We start from the raw sequence: 18,150 nt of genomic DNA on the forward strand, positions 1-18,150 counted from the left end.
GCAGGAGCCACCCTCCGGGTTGCGGTTAGTGCAACGGGTGATAATGGGTCGGTGTCGGAATGGATGGACCACGCTAGACGACTGTGGAACAGCAAGCGCCCGCGGTCGATTCGCGCCCGGGTGACACTGTGGTCGGTCGCGGTGCTCTTCGTCCTCCTCACCGTGCTGTTCGTCGTCTTCATCATCGTCCTCCACACGCTTCTTGTCGCCCAGCAGGCCGTCCAGGCCGATGCCGCCGCCCGAGCGGTGGTGGAGGACATCGGTACGGAGCGCTACGCCGGGGACATCCCTCCGTATCCCCCGATCGGGCGCCTCCAGATCGTCGACGCCCGCACCTACGAGGTCCTGGCCGCCAGCGCCGCGATGCGGGGTGCGCCCGCGGTCGTCCGGCCGCCGACCCCGATCGCCGGGATCCGGATGGAGACGACCGTGTGCACCATCCGGGTGGAGGACGAGCGCGAGGTCTGCTTCGTCGTGGTGGTCTATGAGGCCCTTGACACGGCCTACGGGGACGACGTGCTCGTCATCGCCAGCACCCCCGAGCCCGCCATCGTCAGCACCAACGCACCGGAGGCGCTGATCCTCGGCACCGGTGTCCTCCTCCTCGCCATCAGCGGGTCCCTCACCTGGTACGGCGTGGGCCGGGCGCTGCGGCCCGTGGAGGAGATCCGTCTGGAACTCGAACGCCTGTCGGCGAGCGACCTCGACCGCCGGGTGCCCGTCCCCCGCACCCGGGACGAGATCGCCCACCTGGCGCGCACGGCCAACGACAGCATCGAGCGCGTGTCCGAGTCCGTGACCAAGCAGCGGCGGTTCGTCTCCGACGCCTCCCACGAACTGCGCAACCCCATCGCCGGGATGCGCACCCGGTTGGAGGTGGAGCTGTCCGAGCCCGAGCCCGATCCACGTGAGCGCGAGCGGCTGCTGTGGGTCCTGCTCGACGACACCGAGCGGTTGGAGGGCATCGTCGACGACCTGCTGGAGATGGCGCGCCTGGACGCCGGACTCGCGATGAGCAGGGAGAGCCTCGACCTGTCGGAACTGGTCCGACAGGAGACGGGGCAGATCCGGGGCGGCACCTCGGTCGAGGTGCACGCCGGGAACCCGGTGCTGGTGTCGGCCAACCGGCTCCGCCTGGTCCGGGTCCTCACCAACCTGGTCGCCAACGCCGAGCGGCACGCCCGCTCCCGGATCGTGGTCGCGGTCGGCTGCGAGGGGGGCAGGGCCGTGGTGCGCGTCCACGACGACGGCCGGGGCGTGCCGGAGGAGGACCGCGAGCGCGTGTTCGAGCGCTTCGCCCGGCTCAGGGAGTCGCGGGAGCGTGACCCGGGCGGCAGCGGCCTGGGCCTGACCATCTCGCGTGAGATCGCCAGGGACCACGGCGGCACGCTCACCGTCGGGGACAGCCCCCTCCTGGGCGGGGCCGTCTTCACGCTCATGCTCCCGGCCGAGCCCGGCCGACCCGGCTGACCGGCCCGAGCCGGGCTTACCCGGGGTTCTCCTCCCCGCCGAAGATCCGGACCCCGTCGGGGCTGGGGCGGTCGAGTTCGACGTCGAGGATCTCCCCTCCGCCGCGGTCGGTGCGCTGGGGCCCCTGGAGGATCTCCGGCTCCTGGCCGGACCGGATCCGGGCGACCATGACACCGGTGTACCCGGCGTGGTCCTCCTCGGTGGCCGCGAACGGCACCAGGCCCGGCCCGGCCAGATCGTGGGAGTGCAGGGTCTCCAGAAGCCCGGCGCGGTCCAGGTCGGGGCCGGTCTCCACCAGCAGCCGGGCGAACAGTGTCGCCTGCACCATGCCGTAGACGGTGGTGTCGACGAAGGGTGTTCCCTCGGGGGCGTACTCGTCGAGGACCTCCCGGTAGAACTCGATCCAGGGGTCGTCGGTCTGGGACGCCAACGGCAGGAAGGAGGTCAGGATGAGGCCGTCGACCAGGCCCGCGGGCGGAACGCCCTCCAGGGGCGTGCCGGCCGAGTACTCCTCGATGACCCCGGCGACCACGGCCGCGTCGCCGCCGAAGCTGGGGGCCACCCACTGGGGCTCGTAGCCGGCCTGGGCCGCCTCCATGAGCGCCAGGGCGAGGAAGGAGGGGATGCAGGAGCAGACGACGACGTCGGCCCCCTCCTCCTGGAGGCCGGCGATCTGTCCACCCAGCTCGGGGACGCTGGGGTCGTAGGCCTCCCACGCCACGACCTCGTCGGTGAGGTACTGCTCGATCCCGGCCTGCGCCGCCGGGCCCACGTCGTCGTTCTGGTAGAGCAGGCCGACCTTCTCACCCGGGAGGTTCTCGGCGATGTAACGGGCCTGGACCTTGGCCTCACGGGTGTAGTCCGGCTGGAAGCCGTAGCTGTACGGGTACTCCTCCGGCTGGTCCCAGGACAGCGCCCCGGAGGAGACGAACAGGTCGGGGACCCCGCGGTCGTTGAGTTCGTCGATGACGGCCTCGTGGGTCCGGGTGCCCAGCCCGCCGACCATCGCGAAGATCCCCTCCTCGTCCAGGAGCTCGCCGGTGGCGGTCTGGGTCCGCACCGGGTCGAAGGCGTCGTCCTTCACCACGTACTCGATTCGGCGCCCGTGGACACCGCCGTTGTCGTTGACGTAGTCGAAGACCGCCCGGGCGCCCGTGGACACGTGGACGAAGCCGGGGGAGGCCGCACCGGACAGGGGCTGGTGCGTGCCGACGACGACCGCGTCGTCGCTCACGCCCTGAGCGGGGTCCCCGGCGGGCGCGGCGGTGCTGTCGGCCTTCTCCCCGCCGGAGCAGGAGGCGGCCAGGAGCGCGACGGCCAGCGCCGAGGCGGAGATGGTCAGTGATCGCATGGAGGCGTCCTGGGAAGGGAAGGTGCTGTTCGTCGGGCACGGGGGGATACGGCGGACCGGTGCAGGCCGGTGGCGGGAGGTCTGTCCGTACATATGTTACTGGCGAGTTCGCTCCGCGCGTTCGCGCCTCCCGGTTGTCGGTGCGCACCCCCCGTGCGGCGTACTGGCCGAGTGGCGGACCTCACCCTATAGTTGGACGACCTACTATATTCGTCGCGGGGCGGCGCAACCGTAGGAGGGCACATGGCGGTCGAACGCACACTGCACACACCCGAGGCGGAGCAGCTCCTGGGGCTCACCCGCGAAATCGTGGACAAAGAACTCGTCCCGCGCGCCGACCGGGACGAGGAGGAGGCCGCCTTCCCCCGCGAGGTCTTTCGTACACTCGGCTCCGCCGGACTGCTCGGCCTGCCCTACCCCGAGGCCCACGGCGGCGGGGGCCAGCCCCACGAGGTCTACCTCCAGGTCGTCGAGGAACTGGCGCGCGGCTGGCTCACCGTCGGGCTCGGGGTGAGCGTCCACACCCTGTCGTGCTTCCCGCTGGCCGCCTTCGGTACCGGCGCCCAGAGGTCAGCCCTCCTGCCCGCCATGCTCGGCGGCGGCCTCCTGGGCGCCTACTGCCTCTCCGAGAGCGGCTCCGGCTCCGACGCCTCCGCCCTCACCACCCGCGCTGAGCGCACCGCTGCCGGATATCGCGTCGACGGCGCCAAGGCGTGGATCACGCACGGCGGCCGCGCCGACTACTACACGCTCTTCGCCCGCACCGGGGCCCCCGACTCCGGCGCACGCGGCATCAGCTGCCTCCACGTCCCCGGCCGCGTCCCGGGGCTGAGCGCCGCGCCCCCCGAACGCAAGATGGGGATGTCGGCCTCCCCCACCGCCGGCGTCCTCTTCGACGGCGTCGAACTCGGCGGCGACGCCCTCATCGGCGAGGAGGGCCAGGGGTTCGCCATCGCCCTGGCCGCGCTGGACTCCGGACGCCTGGGGATCGCCGCCTGCGCGGTCGGGCTCGCTCAGGCGGCGATGGAGGCCGCCCTCGCCTACTCGCGCGAGCGGCACCAGTTCGGTACGCCCGTCGGCGACTTCCAGGGCGTGGGCTTCCTGCTCGCCGACATGGCCACACAGATCGCGGCCTCCCGCGAGCTGTACTTGTCGGCCGCCAGACTCCGCGACGCCGGCCGGCCCTTCGGAGCGCGGGCGGCGATGGCCAAGCTCATGGCCACCGACACCGCCATGCGCGTCACCACCGACGCCGTCCAGGTCCTCGGCGGCTACGGCTACACCCGGGACTTCCCCGTCGAGCGCTACATGCGCGAGGCCAAGGTCCTCCAGATCGTCGAGGGCACCAACCAGATCCAGCGCCTGGTGATCGGCCGCCACCTGGCACGCGGGGCGTGAGGCGGCCCGGCCCCCAGGGGCACCCGACCGCGGCAGGAGCCGTGCGGAGCACCCCCTCAGCCGCGCAGCAGCGCCGCGGTGTCCCCGAGGGAGCGGACCGACACCTCCACTTCTCCGTCGGTGAGCACGGCCAGCGCGGAACGGTAGTCCTCCTCCCGGTCCAGGTCGGTCAGCCAGACCGCGCCGGGGCCGCCCCCGCCCGTCCACTCCACCAGCCGGGCCGCCTCGTGCGGCGGGCTGACGCCCACCCTGCGCAGTCCGCCGGACAGGCCCAGACCCGTAGCCTTGAGCAGGGCCTCCTTGCGGGCCCAGTAGCCGAAGAAGGCGCCGGTGCGCTCGGCGGGCGGCAGCGTCTTCCAGAACGCCCGCTCGGACTCGGCCAGGGTGTAGTCGGCGAGCCCCTCCAGGTCGCGGGCGTCGGAGACCCGTTCCACGTCCACCCCCACCGGAGGCCCCTCGGTGAGGGCCAGCACCACCCACTCGCCCGAGTGGCTGACGGAGATCTCCCAGCCCAGCGCCGGACCGGAGGGGACGGGCTTGCCGTGGGGCTCCCGGCCTCCCGGTTCGGCCCCCGCACGCGCCTTGTCCTCACAGGAGCGGCAGACCAGGTCGAAGGAGACCTTCTCCGGCGGGCAGCCCGCAACCCGCGCCAGTGCCAGCCGGGCCATCGCCCTGCCGAGCAGGTGGCGGTCGCGGTCGGCCTGGTGGCGCAGCCGGGCGTTGCGGGACCTCTCCCGCTCGTCCAGCAGGCGCAGGAGTCGGTCGTCGGCGGAGGAGGTGCGGGCCCACCACACGGTGGCGGACGAGGGGGCGGAGCGAAGCGTCATGCACCCATTGTCCTCCCAAGTTCCGGGCTCCGGGTGGTGTGAGCCCAGCCGAAACAGGGAATCGGGCAAACAGCAGGTCAAGCCGCCCTTGGGAGGCCCGGATGTCGGTCGTCGTGCTGTTCGGAGCGGGAACGGTCATCGGACTGGTGGCCCTGTCGGCGGTCCTGGTCGTGACCCTGGTCACGGCAGGAACGGAGGAGGGGGAGGCCTCCCGGGAGGAGGACGGACGGCCAGGGTCCGTACCCTGGAGGCCCGGGGGCGGGAAGAGGATTCCGCAGCCGCGGACGAAAGGGGCGCGTGTTCCATGACCGAGGAGGGCCGACCGGCGTTCGCCGCCGAGCGCCGGGAGCGCATCCTCGACCTCGTACGCGCCCGCGTCACCATCTCCCTGCGTGGCCTCGCCAAGGAACTCGGAGCCTCCGAGGTCACCATCCGCCGCGACGTGCGTGTTCTGGAGGCCGACGGACTCGTCGACCGCAGGCGGGGCGGCGTCGCCCTGCCCGGGCGCATCGGCCACGAACAGAGCTACTCCGGCCGCGGTGACCAGTGCGCCGCGGAGAAGGCGGCCATCGCCTCCCGCGCGGCCCGCCTGGTACGCCCCGGGGAGGCCATCGCCATCGGACCGGGCACCACCACCGCGGCCTTCGCCCGCGCACTGCGCTCGTGCGGTGAGCTGACTGTGGTCACCAACTCCCTGGGCGTGGCCGACGCCCTCGCCGGCGCGCCCGGGGTGGAGGTCCTGGTGACCGGCGGCACCCTGCACGGCACCATCCGGGCGCTGGTCGGCCCTGCCGCCGAGTCCGGCGTGGCCGGGCTGCGCGTCACCCGCGCCTTCCTGTCCGGCAACGGCGTGAGCGCCGACCGGGGACTGAGTACCCCCAACCCCGCCGTGGCCGGGGTGGACCGGGCCCTCTCCGCCTGCGCGGAGGAGACCGTGGTCCTGGCCGACCACACCAAGATCGGCACCGACACCATGGTGCCCACCGTCGCGCCCGAGGAGATCGCCCACCTGGTCACCGACAGCGGAGCCGACCCGGAGCAGGTCGTCACGCTGGAGGAGAGCGGGGCCCTCGTCCACGTCGTCGTCGCCGACAGGGAACGGAGGGAGTGACCGCATCAGGCCGACCGTGCCTGACCGGTCCCGGGCGTGTCCTACGGTCGGTACCTGTCGACGCGGTCGGCGCCGGACGCGCGGACCCGGGTTCGGCCGCCTCCGGACCCCGCACCGTAGACACGCAGGAGCCGAGGAGCCGCCGCGTATGCACGAACAGTCCTCCCGTACCGACCGCACCCCCGGAGCCCCGGTACGGATCTCACCCCCGCCCGTCGCACTGCCCCCCTCCTGGTCCGCCGCACGGGTGAGCGTGGTCGTCCCCACCTACAACGAGGCGGAGAACCTGCCGCTCCTGGTCGGACAGCTCATGGCACTGGACCTTCCCGGACTGAGAGCCGTCGTCGTGGACGACGGCTCACCCGACGGCACCGGCGAGGTGGCCGACAAGCTCGCCGCCGAACACGGCGAACGGCTCAGCGTGGTGCACCGTGAGAGCAAGGACGGCCTCGGCCGCGCCTACGTCGCGGGCATGTCCCGTGCCCTCGACGACGGCGCCGACCACGTCGTGCAGATGGACGCCGACCTCAGCCACCCCGCGGGCTACGTGCCCCAACTACTGGGTACCCAGCTGTCCACGAACGCCGGGGTGGTGATCGGCAGCCGCTACGTGCCGGGCGGCAGCCTGTCCGAGGCCTGGGGCGCACACCGGCGGCTCCTCAGCGGGTGGGCCAACACCTACGTCAAGGCCGTGCTCTCCCTGCCCATCCGCGACGTCACCGCGGGCTTCAAGATCTGGAGCGCCGCCGCACTGCGCGCCATCGACCTGCCCAGCATCCAGAGCACCGGGTACGCCTTCCAGATCGAGATGCACCACCGGGCCTTCCGACGCGGCCAGAAGCTCGTGGAGATCCCCATCCACTTCGAGGACCGCACCGCCGGGGAGAGCAAACTGGACGGGTCCGTCGCCTTGGAGGCCGCGTTGCGACCGCTGCGTCTGCGCTGGTCCGAACGCGCCCGCCACTGACCTCGGGATCCGGTTCCTTCCCTTAGCCGTCTTGACCTGGGATCATCGGAGCAACGGGGGGAAGGAGGGGCCACCGTGAGTGAACAGCCCTACGATGTCGACACCGACCTGGGAGACGATCCCCAGGAGAGCGCGATCGCCGAGACCGAGAGCGGGATCGACCCCGAGTACAACATCGTCGAGTACAGCTTCGTCGACGACGACAGCCGCGGCGAACTGGGGATCAGCGACGAGGTGCGCGCCGAGCGGCAGAGGGTCGTCCCCCGCCGGGACTGGGGTGGCGGCCGCAGCGCCGAGCAGGAGGCCCTGAGCGTGGTGCCCGAGTCCGAGATCGCCGGGGAGCCGGACACCGCGCCCGACAACGAGACCTCCTGAACCGTCCGGAGGCGTCACCGGCCGTCGGCATGCCCCGCACACGAATCCGGGCACTCCCGCAACGGCGGCACCGACACTCCGCAGAACCGGTCGGACAGCGAACCGCTGAGCAGGATGAGCGTCGACAGCGTCACCATGGAGCCGTTGACCACCCATGACGGACCGGAGAGCCCCGTGTCCCACTCCTGCCGGAGGGCGGGCAGGGCCACGGCGACCATCGTGGAATCCAGGAACGCCACGCCCGAAACGAGGACCGTGGCCGCCAGGGCCCACCGGGCGGTGGGCGTCCCCCGCCACCGCACCCGCCGCAACCGTGCCCCGAGTGCCCATCGCCGACCTCCCCCGGCAACGGTACGGTGCGGCCCCTTCCGCACGGCAGGGGCCGCACCGGGTGCTCCGGACCTCACTCGCTTGCCAGCGCCCCGGTGATCGAGGTGCCCGCGGCGCGCCGCCCCGGCACGACCGAGGCCAGCAGCCCCGCCAGGACCGCGATCGCGACGAACACCGCGATCTGGCCCAGGGGGACCGAGATCTGTGGGTCGGGCAGGACCGAGCCGATCGCCGCCCAGCCGAACAGCACCCCGAACACGATGCCGATACCCGCGCCGATCAGGCACAGCAGTACCGCCTCCACGCTCAGCATCCGCCGCAGCTGGGAGCGGGCCAGCCCCAGCGCCCGCAGCAGCGCCGATTCCCGGGTGCGTTCCAGTACCGACAGCGCCATCGTGTTGGAGATGCCGAACACCGCGATGACGATCGCCAGTCCCAGCAGCGCCGCGATGGTGTAGAACGCGACGTCCATGACCGAGGAGAACTGCTCCTTGATCTCGGCGGCCGAGCCGACCTGGACCGTGGGGTGGTCGTCGACCGCCGCGAAGACGGCCTCGCGCAGGGCGGCGGGGTCCGCGCCGTCGGCGCCGTCGACGAACAGGACCTCGTCGCCGTCGACCTCAGGGAAGGCAGCGGTGAAGTCGGCCTCGTCGAGTGTGGCGCCCCAGAACCGGCCGCTGCCGTCGGTGAGCGCCGCGACCTCCAGTTCGAGATCGGTACCACCCTCCACCGGGACGGTGTAGGTGTCGCCCACACCCGCCCCGGCCGCCTCGGCGTAGTGCTCGACCAGCAGCACCTTCCCGGGGCCCATGCCGGACACGTCGCCCTCGACGGCGTCGGTGGCCAGGTCGGTGCCGATCACGGCCCCCGTGTACGTCATCACCGACAGCGGTGTCCCGTCGTCGAGCGTCACCTGGGTCGTGCGCTGCCCGTAGACCGCCTCGACGGTCGGCTCGTCCGCCAGGGCCTCGCGGACCTCGGCGGGCACGGTGGGCACGGCGGGCTCCTCGTCGGGCCCCGTTTCCTCCAGCGAGAACTGCGGGTTGAGCTGGTACTCGATGGGGAACTGCTCCTCCAGTTGCGCGGTCATGGTCGTCTCCAGGGACGCGCTGACCACGGAGTAGCCGGTCATGAGCGTGGCGCCCACCGTCAGGGCGATCATGGCGGTGGCCGCCCGCCGGGGGCTGCGGGCGGAGTTGTCCACGGCCAGCGTGCTCGCCACCCCGGCCCTGCGCAGCGGCAGGCCCAGGACGCGGACCGCGCCGCGCACCAGCAGCGGCCCGAGGACCACCACCCCCACGAACGCCACCAGCGCGGCGGCCGTCACCAGGACCGGCCCCTCCTGGGTGGGGCCGGTGGAGCGGGTGAGGGCCACCAGCGCCGCCGCACCGGCGAAGAGTACGGTCCCCGCCGCGACGCGGACCCGGCCGGTGCCCTTCTCCAGCCCGGCCGCCGCGGCGCTCGTGCGCAGCGCCACCAGCGGGGCCACGCGCGTGGCGCGCACCGCCGGGATGAGCGCGGAGCACACCGTCACGGCCGTGCCGACGGCCAGCCCGGTGAGCACCGCGACCGGTGTGACGACCGCGTCCGCCCCCGTCTCGGTACCGGTGACCAGCGGGCCGACCACGGCGGAGCCCGCCACCCCCACACCGGTACCCGCCAGGACGCCCAGTGCGGAGGCGACCAGGCCCACCACCGCCGACTCGGCGAGCACGGACCGGAACACCTGAGAGCGCTGGGCGCCCACACACCGCAGCAGGGCCAGTTCGCGCTGGCGCTGGGCGATGAGGATGGCGAAGGTGTTGTAGATGACGATCCCGGCGACGAACATCGAGATGAACGCGAACAGCAGCAGGGCGATCCGCAGCATCTCCGTCGGGGCGCCGAAGCTCTCCGCCAGTGCCAGACCGAACTCCTCGCCGGTGGCCACCTCAGCGGCGGACCCCAGCGCCGCGGCCACGGCGTCGGCCGCCTCCCGGTCGGAGTACCCCTCGGCGGCGACGGCGTCGATCTCCGTGTAACCGGTCGCCCCCGCGACCTTCTCCAGGGTGCCCGGATCGAGGACCACGGCCCCGTTGCCGCTGTAGGAGGGGTCCACCCCGAAGTTGACCAGGCCGGTGACGGTGAACTCCCGCTCCCGCTCCCGCCTGTCGAGTACGGTCACCGTGTCGCCGACCCCGAACCCGGCCTGCTCGGCGGTGGAAGTGGCCAGGGCGATCTCGCCGCCGTCCGAGGGCAGCGCGCCCTCTGCGGCGGAGAACCGGACGGGGCCGTCGAAGGCGACGGCGGCCGGGGGCATGAAGCCGAACGCGCGGCCCTCGGCGTCCAGCAGGACGACCCGGCTCCGGACCAGGCCGCCGGCCGAGGCCGTCTCGGGTAGGGCGCGGACCTCCTCCAGGTGGTCGCCGGTCAGCGGCTCGGGCCCCTCATCGACCGGGGGCTCGGGGGCGGCCGGTTCGGCGATCGCGTCGACGCCGGTGGCCGAGCCCATGACGGACTCCTCGTAGTCGGCGTTGAGGGTGTCGGCGAAGACCATCGTCCCGGAGACGAACATGACGCCGAGCAGGATCGCCAGGACGGTCGTCACGTACCGGGACCTGTGCAGCCGCAGCCCGGCGAGCGTGGTGCGCAGCATCGTCAGGCCTCCAGCTTCAACAGTCGCGAGGACACCGTCTCGGCGGTCGGGTCGGCGACCTCGTCCACCAGGCGGCCGTCGCGCAGGAACACGACGCGGTCGGCGTAGGAGGCGGCCACCGGGTCGTGGGTGACCATGACGACGGTCTGGTCCAGGTCCCGCGCCGAGTCGCGCAGGAACTCCAGGATCTCCGCTCCCGAACGCGAGTCCAGGTTGCCGGTGGGCTCGTCGGCGTAGACCACCTCGGGGGCGTTGAGCAGGGCGCGGGCCACGGCCACGCGCTGCTGCTGGCCGCCGGAGAGCTTGGCGGGCAGGTGGCCGAGGCGGTCGCGCAGCCCCACCACCTCGACGATGTGGGCGAAGCGCTCGCGGTCCACGGGGCGACGGGCGATCTGGGAGGGCAGCAGGATGTTCTGCTCGGCGGTGAGCATCGGGAGCAGGTTGAACGCCTGGAAGACGAAACCGATCCGGTCGCGGCGCAGCAGGGTCAGCTCCTTGTCGCGCAGGCCGGTGATCGGGGTCCCGCCCAGGTGCACCGTGCCCGAGGTGGGCGCGTCCAGGCCCGCCAGGCAGTGCATGAGCGTGGACTTGCCCGAACCGGAGGGGCCCATGATCGCGGTGAAGGCACCGCGGTGGAACTCCACGTCCACCCCGGCGAGCGCGTGGACCCGGCTGTCACCGGTGTCGTAGGTCTTGGTCAGCCCCCGTGCGACCACCACCGGCGGCGCTGTGGTCGCAGGGGCGGGCTGGGTTGCGGGCTCGGTCACGGTGAACGGCTCCAGGATCGCGGCGTATACGGGCACCGGGGGGGGAGGACCACCGACCGGCGCGGTCCCCAGGCTAGGCGCGGACACCGCCCGCTCTCATCGGCCTACGGGATGATTCCGTGCCCCGGCCGAACGGGTGGGTGCACGGCCCCCGCCGATGCCGACGTCGGGCCCCACCGCCGACTTTCGTCGGGGCCCGGCCGGTCGCTTCGGGAGAACCGCACCGGCGCGGAAACCCTGTGGCCTGGAGCGATACCGGCCGTATCGACGATCGTCGGTCCGTTTTCCTGCTGATCGAAACGGTCGGTCCGGGTCGGTGCGCGGCCGTAGAATCCGGCGCATGGACAAGCCGAGCGGCGGGGCGCCGGGCGGTGCCGCCCACACGTGGCGGTGCGGCCGGGAGTGGTGGTGGACCTACCGTCTGCGCCTCGCCGGCTGGATCTACGCCCTCGGCCTGTTCCCGTTCGCCGCCCCGGCCCCGCGCCCTCGGCGGGGCGTCCGGAGGCCGAGCGAAGGCTGTCGGCTCTCACCGAACGCGAGCGCGCGGTGCTCGCGGCCGTCGCCGAGGGCAGGTCCAACGCCCAGGCGGGGCGCGCCCTGGGCATGCGGGAGGCCACCGTCAAGGCGCACGTCAGCCGGATCCTGGCCAAGCTGGGGCTGGCCAACCGGGTGCAGGCCGCCATCCTCGCCCACGACGCGGGCTGGGTCTGAAGGGCGCCTCCCGGGTGCCTCGGTTGCCGTTACCGGCGGGTACCTCGGTACCCTGCGAGGCGGTCCCATCCCTGGAACATCACGTCGTGGCTGCTCACCCCGGCCACTGGAGAAGAGGTGCCCTCAATGTCGAGATCGGTTCTGGTCACCGGCGGCAACCGCGGAATCGGCCTGACCATCGCGCGGGAGCTGGCGGCGGGCGGCGACAGCGTCGCGGTGACCCACCGCTCGGGCGAGCCGCCGGAAGGGCTCTTCGGAGTGCGCTGCGACATCACCGACTCCGCGCAGGTCGACGCCGCCTTCAAGGAGGTGGAGGCCGAGCAGGGACCGGTCGAGGTCCTGGTCGCCAACGCCGGGATCACCAAGGACCAGCTCCTGGCCCTCATGAGCGAGGACGACTTCTCCTCCGTCCTGGACACCAACCTCACCGGGTCCTTCCGCGTCGCCAAGCGCGCCGTGCGCGGCATGATGCGCAAGCGCAGCGGCCGCATCATCCTCATCTCCTCCGTCGTGGGCCTGACAGGCTCCGGCGGCCAGGTCAACTACGCGGCCTCCAAAGCCGGGCTGGTCGGTTTTGGCCGATCCCTCGCTCGCGAACTCGGGTCCCGCAACATTACGGTCAACGTGGTGGCCCCCGGGTTCATCGAGACCGACATGACCGCCGAGCTGCCCGAGGAGCGCCAGAAGGAGATCAAGAAGAACATCCCGCTGGGGCGCTACGGCAGCACCGAGGACATCGCCCGCACCGTGGGCTTCCTCGCCGGGCCCGGCGGCGCCTACATCACCGGTGCCGTCATCCCCGTGGACGGCGGCATGGGCATGGGCCACTGACACGGCCCCTCCACCACACCACCAGCCGGCCGCCCCCACCGGACCGACCAGGAACAGGACGGACACACCCGACCATGGGACTTCTCGAAGGTAAGCGCATCCTCGTCACCGGGGTGCTCACCGACTCCTCCATCGCCTTCCACGTGGCACGCCTGGCCCAGGAACAGGGCGCCACACTCGTGCTCACCGGCTACGGCCGGATGAGCCTCGTGGAGCGCATCGCCAAACGGCTGCCCGAGACGCCCCCGGTCCTGGAACTCGACGTCACCGACGACGAGCAGCTCGCCAGCCTCGCCACCCGCGTCGGCGAGCACGTCGACGGCATCGACGGCATCGTGCACTCCATCGGTTTCACGCCGCAGGAGGCCCTGGGCGGCAACTTCCTCAACACCGAGTGGCGGGACGTGGCCACGGCCATGCACACCTCCACCTTCTCGCTGAAGTCGCTCACCACCTCCCTGATGCCGCTCATGAAGGACGGCGGCTCGGTCGTGGCCCTGGACTTCGACAACAGCGTGTCCTACCCCATCTACGACTGGATGGGCGTGGCCAAGTCCGCGCTCACCTCCACCGCCCGCTACCTGGCCCGCTACGTCGGCGGCGAGGGGATCCGCGTCAACCTGGTCTCCGCGGGTCCGCTGAGCACCATGGCCGCGCGCAGCATCCCCGGGTTCTCCGACCTGGCCGAGCACTGGCCCCAGCGCGCCCCGCTGGGCTGGGACGTGTCCAACCCCGAACCCGCCGCGAAGGCCGTCGTGGCGCTGCTCTCCGACTGGTTCCCGGCCACCACCGGCGAGGTGGTGCACGTCGACGGCGGCTTCCACTCCACCGGGGCCTGAGCCCCGGCCCGCACCGCGGCCCCCGCCTCGGCGGGGGCCTCTCCATGCCCCGCCGGCCGGATGCTCGCCGAGCGGCGCGGGCAACACGGCCGGGACCGGCCCGGGGTTCGCACCGGCGGCCCCGGCCCGGTGTAGCCTGCCCCACGGCACCGGCCGCGAGGAGGGGACAGAGCATGGACCTTGGATTGTCGGGATCGCGCGTCATCGTGACCGGGGCGAGCCGGGGCATCGGCCTCGCCACCGCCCGCGTGTTCGCCGAGGAGGGCGCCGACCTGGCGATCTGCGCCCGTTCCCCCGAACCCCTGGAGGAGGCCGCCGCCGGGCTCCGCGAGGCGGGGGGCGTGGTCCACACCCGGGCCCTGGACGTCGCCGACACCGCCGCGCTGGACGCCTTCGTCGACTCCGCCGCCCAGTACCTGGGCGGGATCGACATCGTGGTCTCCAACGTCTCCGCCGGCAGCAGCCGCGTCCCCGACCAGTGGGAGCGCAACTTCGCCACCGACCTGCTGCCCTTCGTCCGCCTGGCCGAGCGCGCCCACCCGCACCTGGTCGCCTCCGAGCGCAGCGGAGCGATCATCCTGGTCTCCACCACCTCGGCCCTGCACACCACCCGCCCCGCCGGGGCGGCGGCCTACGGCGCGGTCAAGGCCGCCCTCAACCACCACGCCGCCTCCCTCGCCCGCGCGTGGGCCGGGGAGGGCATCCGGGTCAACACCGTCTCGCCCGGCCCCGTCGACTTCCCCGGCAGCGGTTGGGACCGTCGCCGCGAGACCGACCTCGAGTACTACGAGACCATTCGCAAGCGCATCCCCTGCGGACGCCTGGGCCGCCCCGAAGAGGTCGCCCGCGCCATCGCCTTCCTGGCCAGCCCCGTCTCCGCGTTCACCACCGGGCAGAACCTGGTGGTCGACGGCGGCTTCCTCGACCGCGTGTGAGCCGGAGCTGCCGGCCGGGAACAGGTAGGGGCACGGTGAAGACCGGCGAAGCCCGGACGCACGGCCCCGGAGGTCCCTAAGACGGCGAAGCGAAAGAGGGGGGAAGACATGACCGCCCTGCCGGCGGAGCCGTCCCGGGCGCTTCCAGCCCCGTTCAGCCTGCGTGAACTGGCCCACCGCCCCGAGCTCCCCCGGAACCACGGTGGAGGTCACCGACGGGGCCGTCGTGATGTCTCCGGCCCCGTCGAAGGGGCACGCCGGTGTCCTGCGCCGGCTCTTACGACCGGGTGGCCACGCAGTGGCCGGAGGACCGTGTCGCCGAGCAGCTGTGTTCGGTGGAGGCACCCGAGGGCGAGGACTCCGCCCCTCCGGACCTGCTCATCGTTCCGGTCGAGGCCGAGGAGGAGGACGGCCGGCTGGTCGACCCCGACGACGTCGACTGCGTGGTCGAGGTGGTCTCCCCGAGCAGCCACAGCAACGGCACCAAGGTGAAGCCGTCGCTGCACGCGCGGTGGCGCATCCCCCTCTACCCGCTGATCGACCCGAGGGAGGGCACCGCAGGGGTCTACTGGGACCCGCGCGGCGGCCAGTACCGGGCCCACCACGACACCGTGTTCGGTGAGGAGGCCGTCCCGCCCGAACCGCTCAAGGACGTCCGCATCGACACCGGCGTCTTCCCCCGCCGCACCGGCTGAGCGCCCCGTGCGGGGCGCTCAGGCCTCGCGCAGCACCCCCACCAGGCGGGTCGTGCGCTCGGTGCCCGGGTTGTCGCGCACCCCGGCCTCCAGACCGCCGCCGCTGGCGTCCACCACCGACACGTGGCGCACCGCCCGGGTCAGCGCCGTGTACACCAGCGGACGCGAGAGCGGTGCGTCCGGCGTCAGCGCCAGCACCACCGAGGGCCACCGGCTGCCGTGCGCCGCGGCCACCGTGACCGCCCACCCCGGGCGCAGCGCCCCCGGATCGGCGTCCACCCGCGAGCCGTCGGCCAGCTCCACAGCCGCGACGCCCCCGTCCACCGCGCGCAGGTAGCCCACGTCGCCGCGCGTGTACCCCGGGCCGCCGGCGGCCAGCAGCACCCGGTCGCCCACGTCCAGGCCGCCGTGCTCCCCCGGCCCCGGGTTGAGCCGCTCCTTGCACGCGGCGTTGACCGCCGCCGTCCCGGCCGGGCCGTCCTCGCGCACCGCCACCACCTGCACGTGCTCGGAGCCGATGTCCAGTGCGCGGGGGATCGAGTCGGTGAGCAGTTGCAGCACCCGGTGGACGGTCTCCTCCGGCGAGGCCGCGGGCACCCGCACCACCTCGCGCTCCGGCGCCTCCACATCGGTCCAGGAACCGCCCGCCACCTCCCAGGCCAGTTCGGTGAGCGGTCCCGTGACGGGACCGTTGACCTCCAGCACGGCCGTGTGCGCGGTCCGTGAGGCCACCAGGTCGGCCACCACCCGGCCCGGTCCGGCCGAGGGCGCCTGGCGCGGGTCGGCGGCCAGCACCAACTGGGTGCCGTCCGGGCAGGCCGAGACGAGCTCGGCCATGCGGACGGTGTCCAGCGCCATCGCCTCGCACACCACCACCAGGCCCGCCGTCACGGGGGCGGCGAGCAGCCGGGCCAGCGGCACCACCGGCGGCGCGGAGTCAGTGAGGCGGCCCAGATCGGCCGCCACGGCCGACGCGCCCTGGGCGGTCGGCGCCGCCACGGCGCACCCCACCTCACTGTGCTCCCCGATCCCGTGCAGGCACAGCAGAGCCCTGGCCACCTCGGCGGCGTCGCCGGGGCCGTGCAGCAGCACCGTGACCGGGCGCAGCGCGGCCGTCACCACCGCCGTGCCCAGCTCCCCGCCCAGCGCGAACCCGTGCCGCTCCGCCTCGGCCCGGGCGGTCTCCTCCGCCGTCAGCGCGTCCATGACCGGCTCGCCGGTGTCGACCAGGCGGGCCACCTGAGCGCCCAGGCGCTGCTCGGCGTGGCCGAGGTCGGGCAGGGCGTGGAAGCGCTCGGCCTCCGGGACCTCGGGGACGCCGTCCTCGAAGTCGAAGTCCTCGTCGCCCTCGTCGGTGGACTCGAACACCACCGTGCTCCCCGACGCCTCGGCGGCCTCCAGCGCCGCCGCGGGGTCGGGCGCCCCCGTCTTGCCGACGATGGTCGCCAGCCGCCGCTCCTCCAAGGCGGTGTGCCCGCGCGCGGCGGCCTGGCGCAGCACGTGCGCGGTCAGGGCGCCCAGCCGACGCGGGTCGTCGGGGCGGGCGCCCGGACCCAGGTGCCTGCGCGCACAGAAGTCCGCCTGTTCGACGCTCACCCGGGGCAGCCGCAGCAGCAGCCACGGATCGGCGTCCAGTTCCGCGGCGGCGCCCGGACCCAGGGCGGCGACCAGCCGCGGGGCCAGGGAGGGCGGGGCGCCCATCCGGTCGAGGACGGCACTGACCTGTTCGACGGCCTCGGACACCTCGGCTGGTCCCCCTCGTCACGCGGTTCGCTGGACGCAGGAAACCCTATCCATTCCGGGTGACCCTCCGCTCCCGACCGACCGGCCTCAGGGGCCGTCGTCGGTGGCGTCGTCCAGGGCGGACCGGATCTCCGGGGGCAGTTCGACCCGCTCCACGCGCAGGATCTGCTCCAACTGCTCGGGGGTGCGCGGACCCACCACGGCCGCGGCGACCCCCCGCTGCTCGCGGGCCCAGCTCAGCGCCACCGCCAGCGGCGGTACCCCCAGCCCCTCGGCGGCCGTGCACACCGACTCGACCACGCGGCGGCTGCGCCCGTCCAGGTAGGGCTCGACGTAGGGCGCCATGTGCGCCAGGGACGCCCGCGACTGCGGCGGCACCCCGTCGCGGTACTGGCCGCTGAGTACCCCGCGGCCCAGCGGCGACCACGCGATCAGGTGCGCCCCGGCGGCCGCGGCGGCGGGCCGCAGCGCGTGGTCGGCACCGCGGTTGAGCAGTGAGTACTCTGCGCCGGCGCTCACCAGGGGCACGCGTCCGGGCAGGGCGCGCTGCCACGTGGCCAGGGTGGCGAACTGCCACGCCGTCAGGTCGCCGGTGCCCACGTACCGGGCCTTGCCCGCCGCGACCGCCTCCTCCATCGCGGACAGGGACTCCTCGGGAGGGGTGGCCGCGTCGAACACGTGGAGCTGCCACAGGTCCACGTAGTCGGTCTGCAACCGCCGAAGGGAGGCCTCCAGGGAGGCGAGCAGGTGCCGCCGGGAGGTGTCCACGGCGCGGTAGCCCTCCGGGGTGTGTCCCGTCTTGGTCGCCACCACCACGTCCTCGCGGCGCACCGCCGCGCCCAGCAGACGGCCCAGGATGCGTTCGCTCTGTCCGCCGGTGTAGATGTCGGCGGTGTCCACGAACGTGCCGCCCGCGTCGACGAACGCGGTGAGCTGGTGCCCGGCGTCCTCCTCGCCGGTGTCCTTTCCCCAGGTCATCGTGCCCAGGGCGGTTCGTGACACCCACAGCCCCGATCTGCCCACCTGTCGCTGTTCCATCAAATCCTCCTGAGGGGACCACCGGCTTGAGCCGGTGGGGGAATCAGGGTTTCCCGCGTAGCGGGACAAGGACAGCCGAACCGCCGCTAGCCGGTCCGGCGTCCACACCCACCACAGTACTTGCCAA

15 protein-coding genes and 2 pseudogenes are annotated in these 18,150 nt (G+C 73.2%); 10 read left to right on the top strand and 7 right to left on the bottom strand.

The window, feature by feature from the left end; genetic code table 11:
• Positions 1-63: 63 nt before the first annotated feature.
• The gene (locus B042_RS0117360; protein ID WP_036555518.1) at positions 64-1,470 is read left to right on the top strand and encodes a HAMP domain-containing sensor histidine kinase; all 1,407 of its coding nucleotides are present in this window, start codon (positions 64-66) and stop codon (positions 1,468-1,470) included.
• Between the two features lie 16 nt (positions 1,471-1,486).
• Here the strand turns inward: B042_RS0117360 and B042_RS0117365 are convergent, their stop codons facing one another.
• Positions 1,487-2,821 carry an ABC transporter substrate-binding protein gene (locus B042_RS0117365; RefSeq protein WP_028649384.1) on the bottom strand — a complete coding sequence of 445 codons (1,335 nt, stop codon included), beginning with the start codon at positions 2,819-2,821 and terminating at the stop codon, positions 1,487-1,489.
• Positions 2,822-3,064: 243 nt separating this feature from the next.
• Between B042_RS0117365 and B042_RS0117370 the strand changes: the two genes are divergently transcribed.
• Positions 3,065-4,219, top strand: coding sequence for an acyl-CoA dehydrogenase family protein (locus B042_RS0117370; protein ID WP_028649385.1), 1,155 nt, complete (start codon positions 3,065-3,067; stop codon positions 4,217-4,219).
• Between the two features lie 56 nt (positions 4,220-4,275).
• On the opposite strand, the gene B042_RS0117375 is transcribed toward B042_RS0117370, so the two are convergent.
• Complete coding sequence (locus B042_RS0117375) at positions 4,276-5,046, bottom strand: 4'-phosphopantetheinyl transferase superfamily protein (RefSeq protein WP_028649386.1); 771 nt, start codon at positions 5,044-5,046, stop codon at positions 4,276-4,278.
• A gap of 304 nt (positions 5,047-5,350) precedes the next feature.
• Here B042_RS0117375 and B042_RS0117385 point away from each other — a divergent pair, with 304 nt between their 5' ends.
• The 3 genes from B042_RS0117385 (at position 5,351) to B042_RS23715 (ending at position 7,499) form a co-directional block, all read left to right on the top strand.
• The gene (locus B042_RS0117385) at positions 5,351-6,157 is read left to right on the top strand and encodes a DeoR/GlpR family DNA-binding transcription regulator (RefSeq protein ID WP_028649387.1); all 807 of its coding nucleotides are present in this window, start codon (positions 5,351-5,353) and stop codon (positions 6,155-6,157) included.
• Between the two features lie 148 nt (positions 6,158-6,305).
• Positions 6,306-7,124, top strand: a complete 819-nt coding sequence (locus tag B042_RS0117390; RefSeq protein WP_028649388.1) for a polyprenol monophosphomannose synthase — start codon at positions 6,306-6,308, stop codon at positions 7,122-7,124.
• A 75-nt stretch (positions 7,125-7,199) separates the two neighbouring features.
• Positions 7,200-7,499, top strand: a complete 300-nt coding sequence (locus B042_RS23715) for a hypothetical protein (protein WP_036555522.1) — start codon at positions 7,200-7,202, stop codon at positions 7,497-7,499.
• An 83-nt stretch (positions 7,500-7,582) separates the two neighbouring features.
• Here B042_RS23715 and B042_RS0117400 read toward each other — a convergent pair.
• From B042_RS0117400 to B042_RS0117410, 3 genes and pseudogenes are all read right to left on the bottom strand, one after another.
• Positions 7,583-7,810, bottom strand: a pseudogene (locus B042_RS0117400) (MFS transporter); the annotation flags it as partial.
• Positions 7,811-7,902: 92 nt separating this feature from the next.
• The gene (locus B042_RS0117405; protein WP_028649390.1) at positions 7,903-10,464 is read right to left on the bottom strand and encodes an ABC transporter permease; all 2,562 of its coding nucleotides are present in this window, start codon (positions 10,462-10,464) and stop codon (positions 7,903-7,905) included.
• A gap of 2 nt (positions 10,465-10,466) precedes the next feature.
• Entirely contained in the window at positions 10,467-11,231 is a 765-nt protein-coding gene (locus B042_RS0117410) for an ABC transporter ATP-binding protein (protein WP_028649391.1), read from the bottom strand.
• A gap of 471 nt (positions 11,232-11,702) precedes the next feature.
• Here B042_RS0117410 and B042_RS23720 point away from each other — a divergent pair.
• The 5 genes and pseudogenes from B042_RS23720 to B042_RS24510 all read left to right on the top strand — a co-directional run.
• Positions 11,703-11,942, top strand: a pseudogene (locus B042_RS23720) (response regulator transcription factor); the annotation flags it as partial.
• 126 nt (positions 11,943-12,068) lie between these two features.
• Entirely contained in the window at positions 12,069-12,773 is a 705-nt protein-coding gene (locus B042_RS0117420) for a beta-ketoacyl-ACP reductase (RefSeq protein ID WP_028649392.1), read from the top strand.
• 74 nt (positions 12,774-12,847) lie between these two features.
• Positions 12,848-13,612 carry an enoyl-ACP reductase FabI gene (gene fabI, locus B042_RS0117425; RefSeq protein ID WP_028649393.1) on the top strand — a complete coding sequence of 255 codons (765 nt, stop codon included), beginning with the start codon at positions 12,848-12,850 and terminating at the stop codon, positions 13,610-13,612.
• 173 nt (positions 13,613-13,785) lie between these two features.
• On the top strand, positions 13,786-14,547 hold the full coding sequence (locus B042_RS0117430; protein WP_028649394.1) for an SDR family NAD(P)-dependent oxidoreductase: 762 nt from the start codon (positions 13,786-13,788) through the stop codon (positions 14,545-14,547).
• 260 nt (positions 14,548-14,807) lie between these two features.
• Positions 14,808-15,242, top strand: a complete 435-nt coding sequence (locus B042_RS24510) for a Uma2 family endonuclease (protein WP_051415767.1) — start codon at positions 14,808-14,810, stop codon at positions 15,240-15,242.
• Between the two features lie 18 nt (positions 15,243-15,260).
• Here the strand turns inward: B042_RS24510 and B042_RS0117440 are convergent, their stop codons facing one another.
• A complete protein-coding gene (locus B042_RS0117440) occupies positions 15,261-16,985 on the bottom strand; it encodes a helix-hairpin-helix domain-containing protein (protein WP_028649396.1) in 1,725 nt (574 codons plus the stop codon).
• A gap of 87 nt (positions 16,986-17,072) precedes the next feature.
• Entirely contained in the window at positions 17,073-18,023 is a 951-nt protein-coding gene (locus tag B042_RS0117445) for an aldo/keto reductase (protein WP_197024353.1), read from the bottom strand.
• Positions 18,024-18,150: the final 127 nt, after the last annotated feature.

Source organism: Nocardiopsis sp. CNT312 (assembly GCF_000515115.1).
Taxonomy (GTDB): Bacteria; Actinomycetota; Actinomycetes; order Streptosporangiales; family Streptosporangiaceae; genus Nocardiopsis.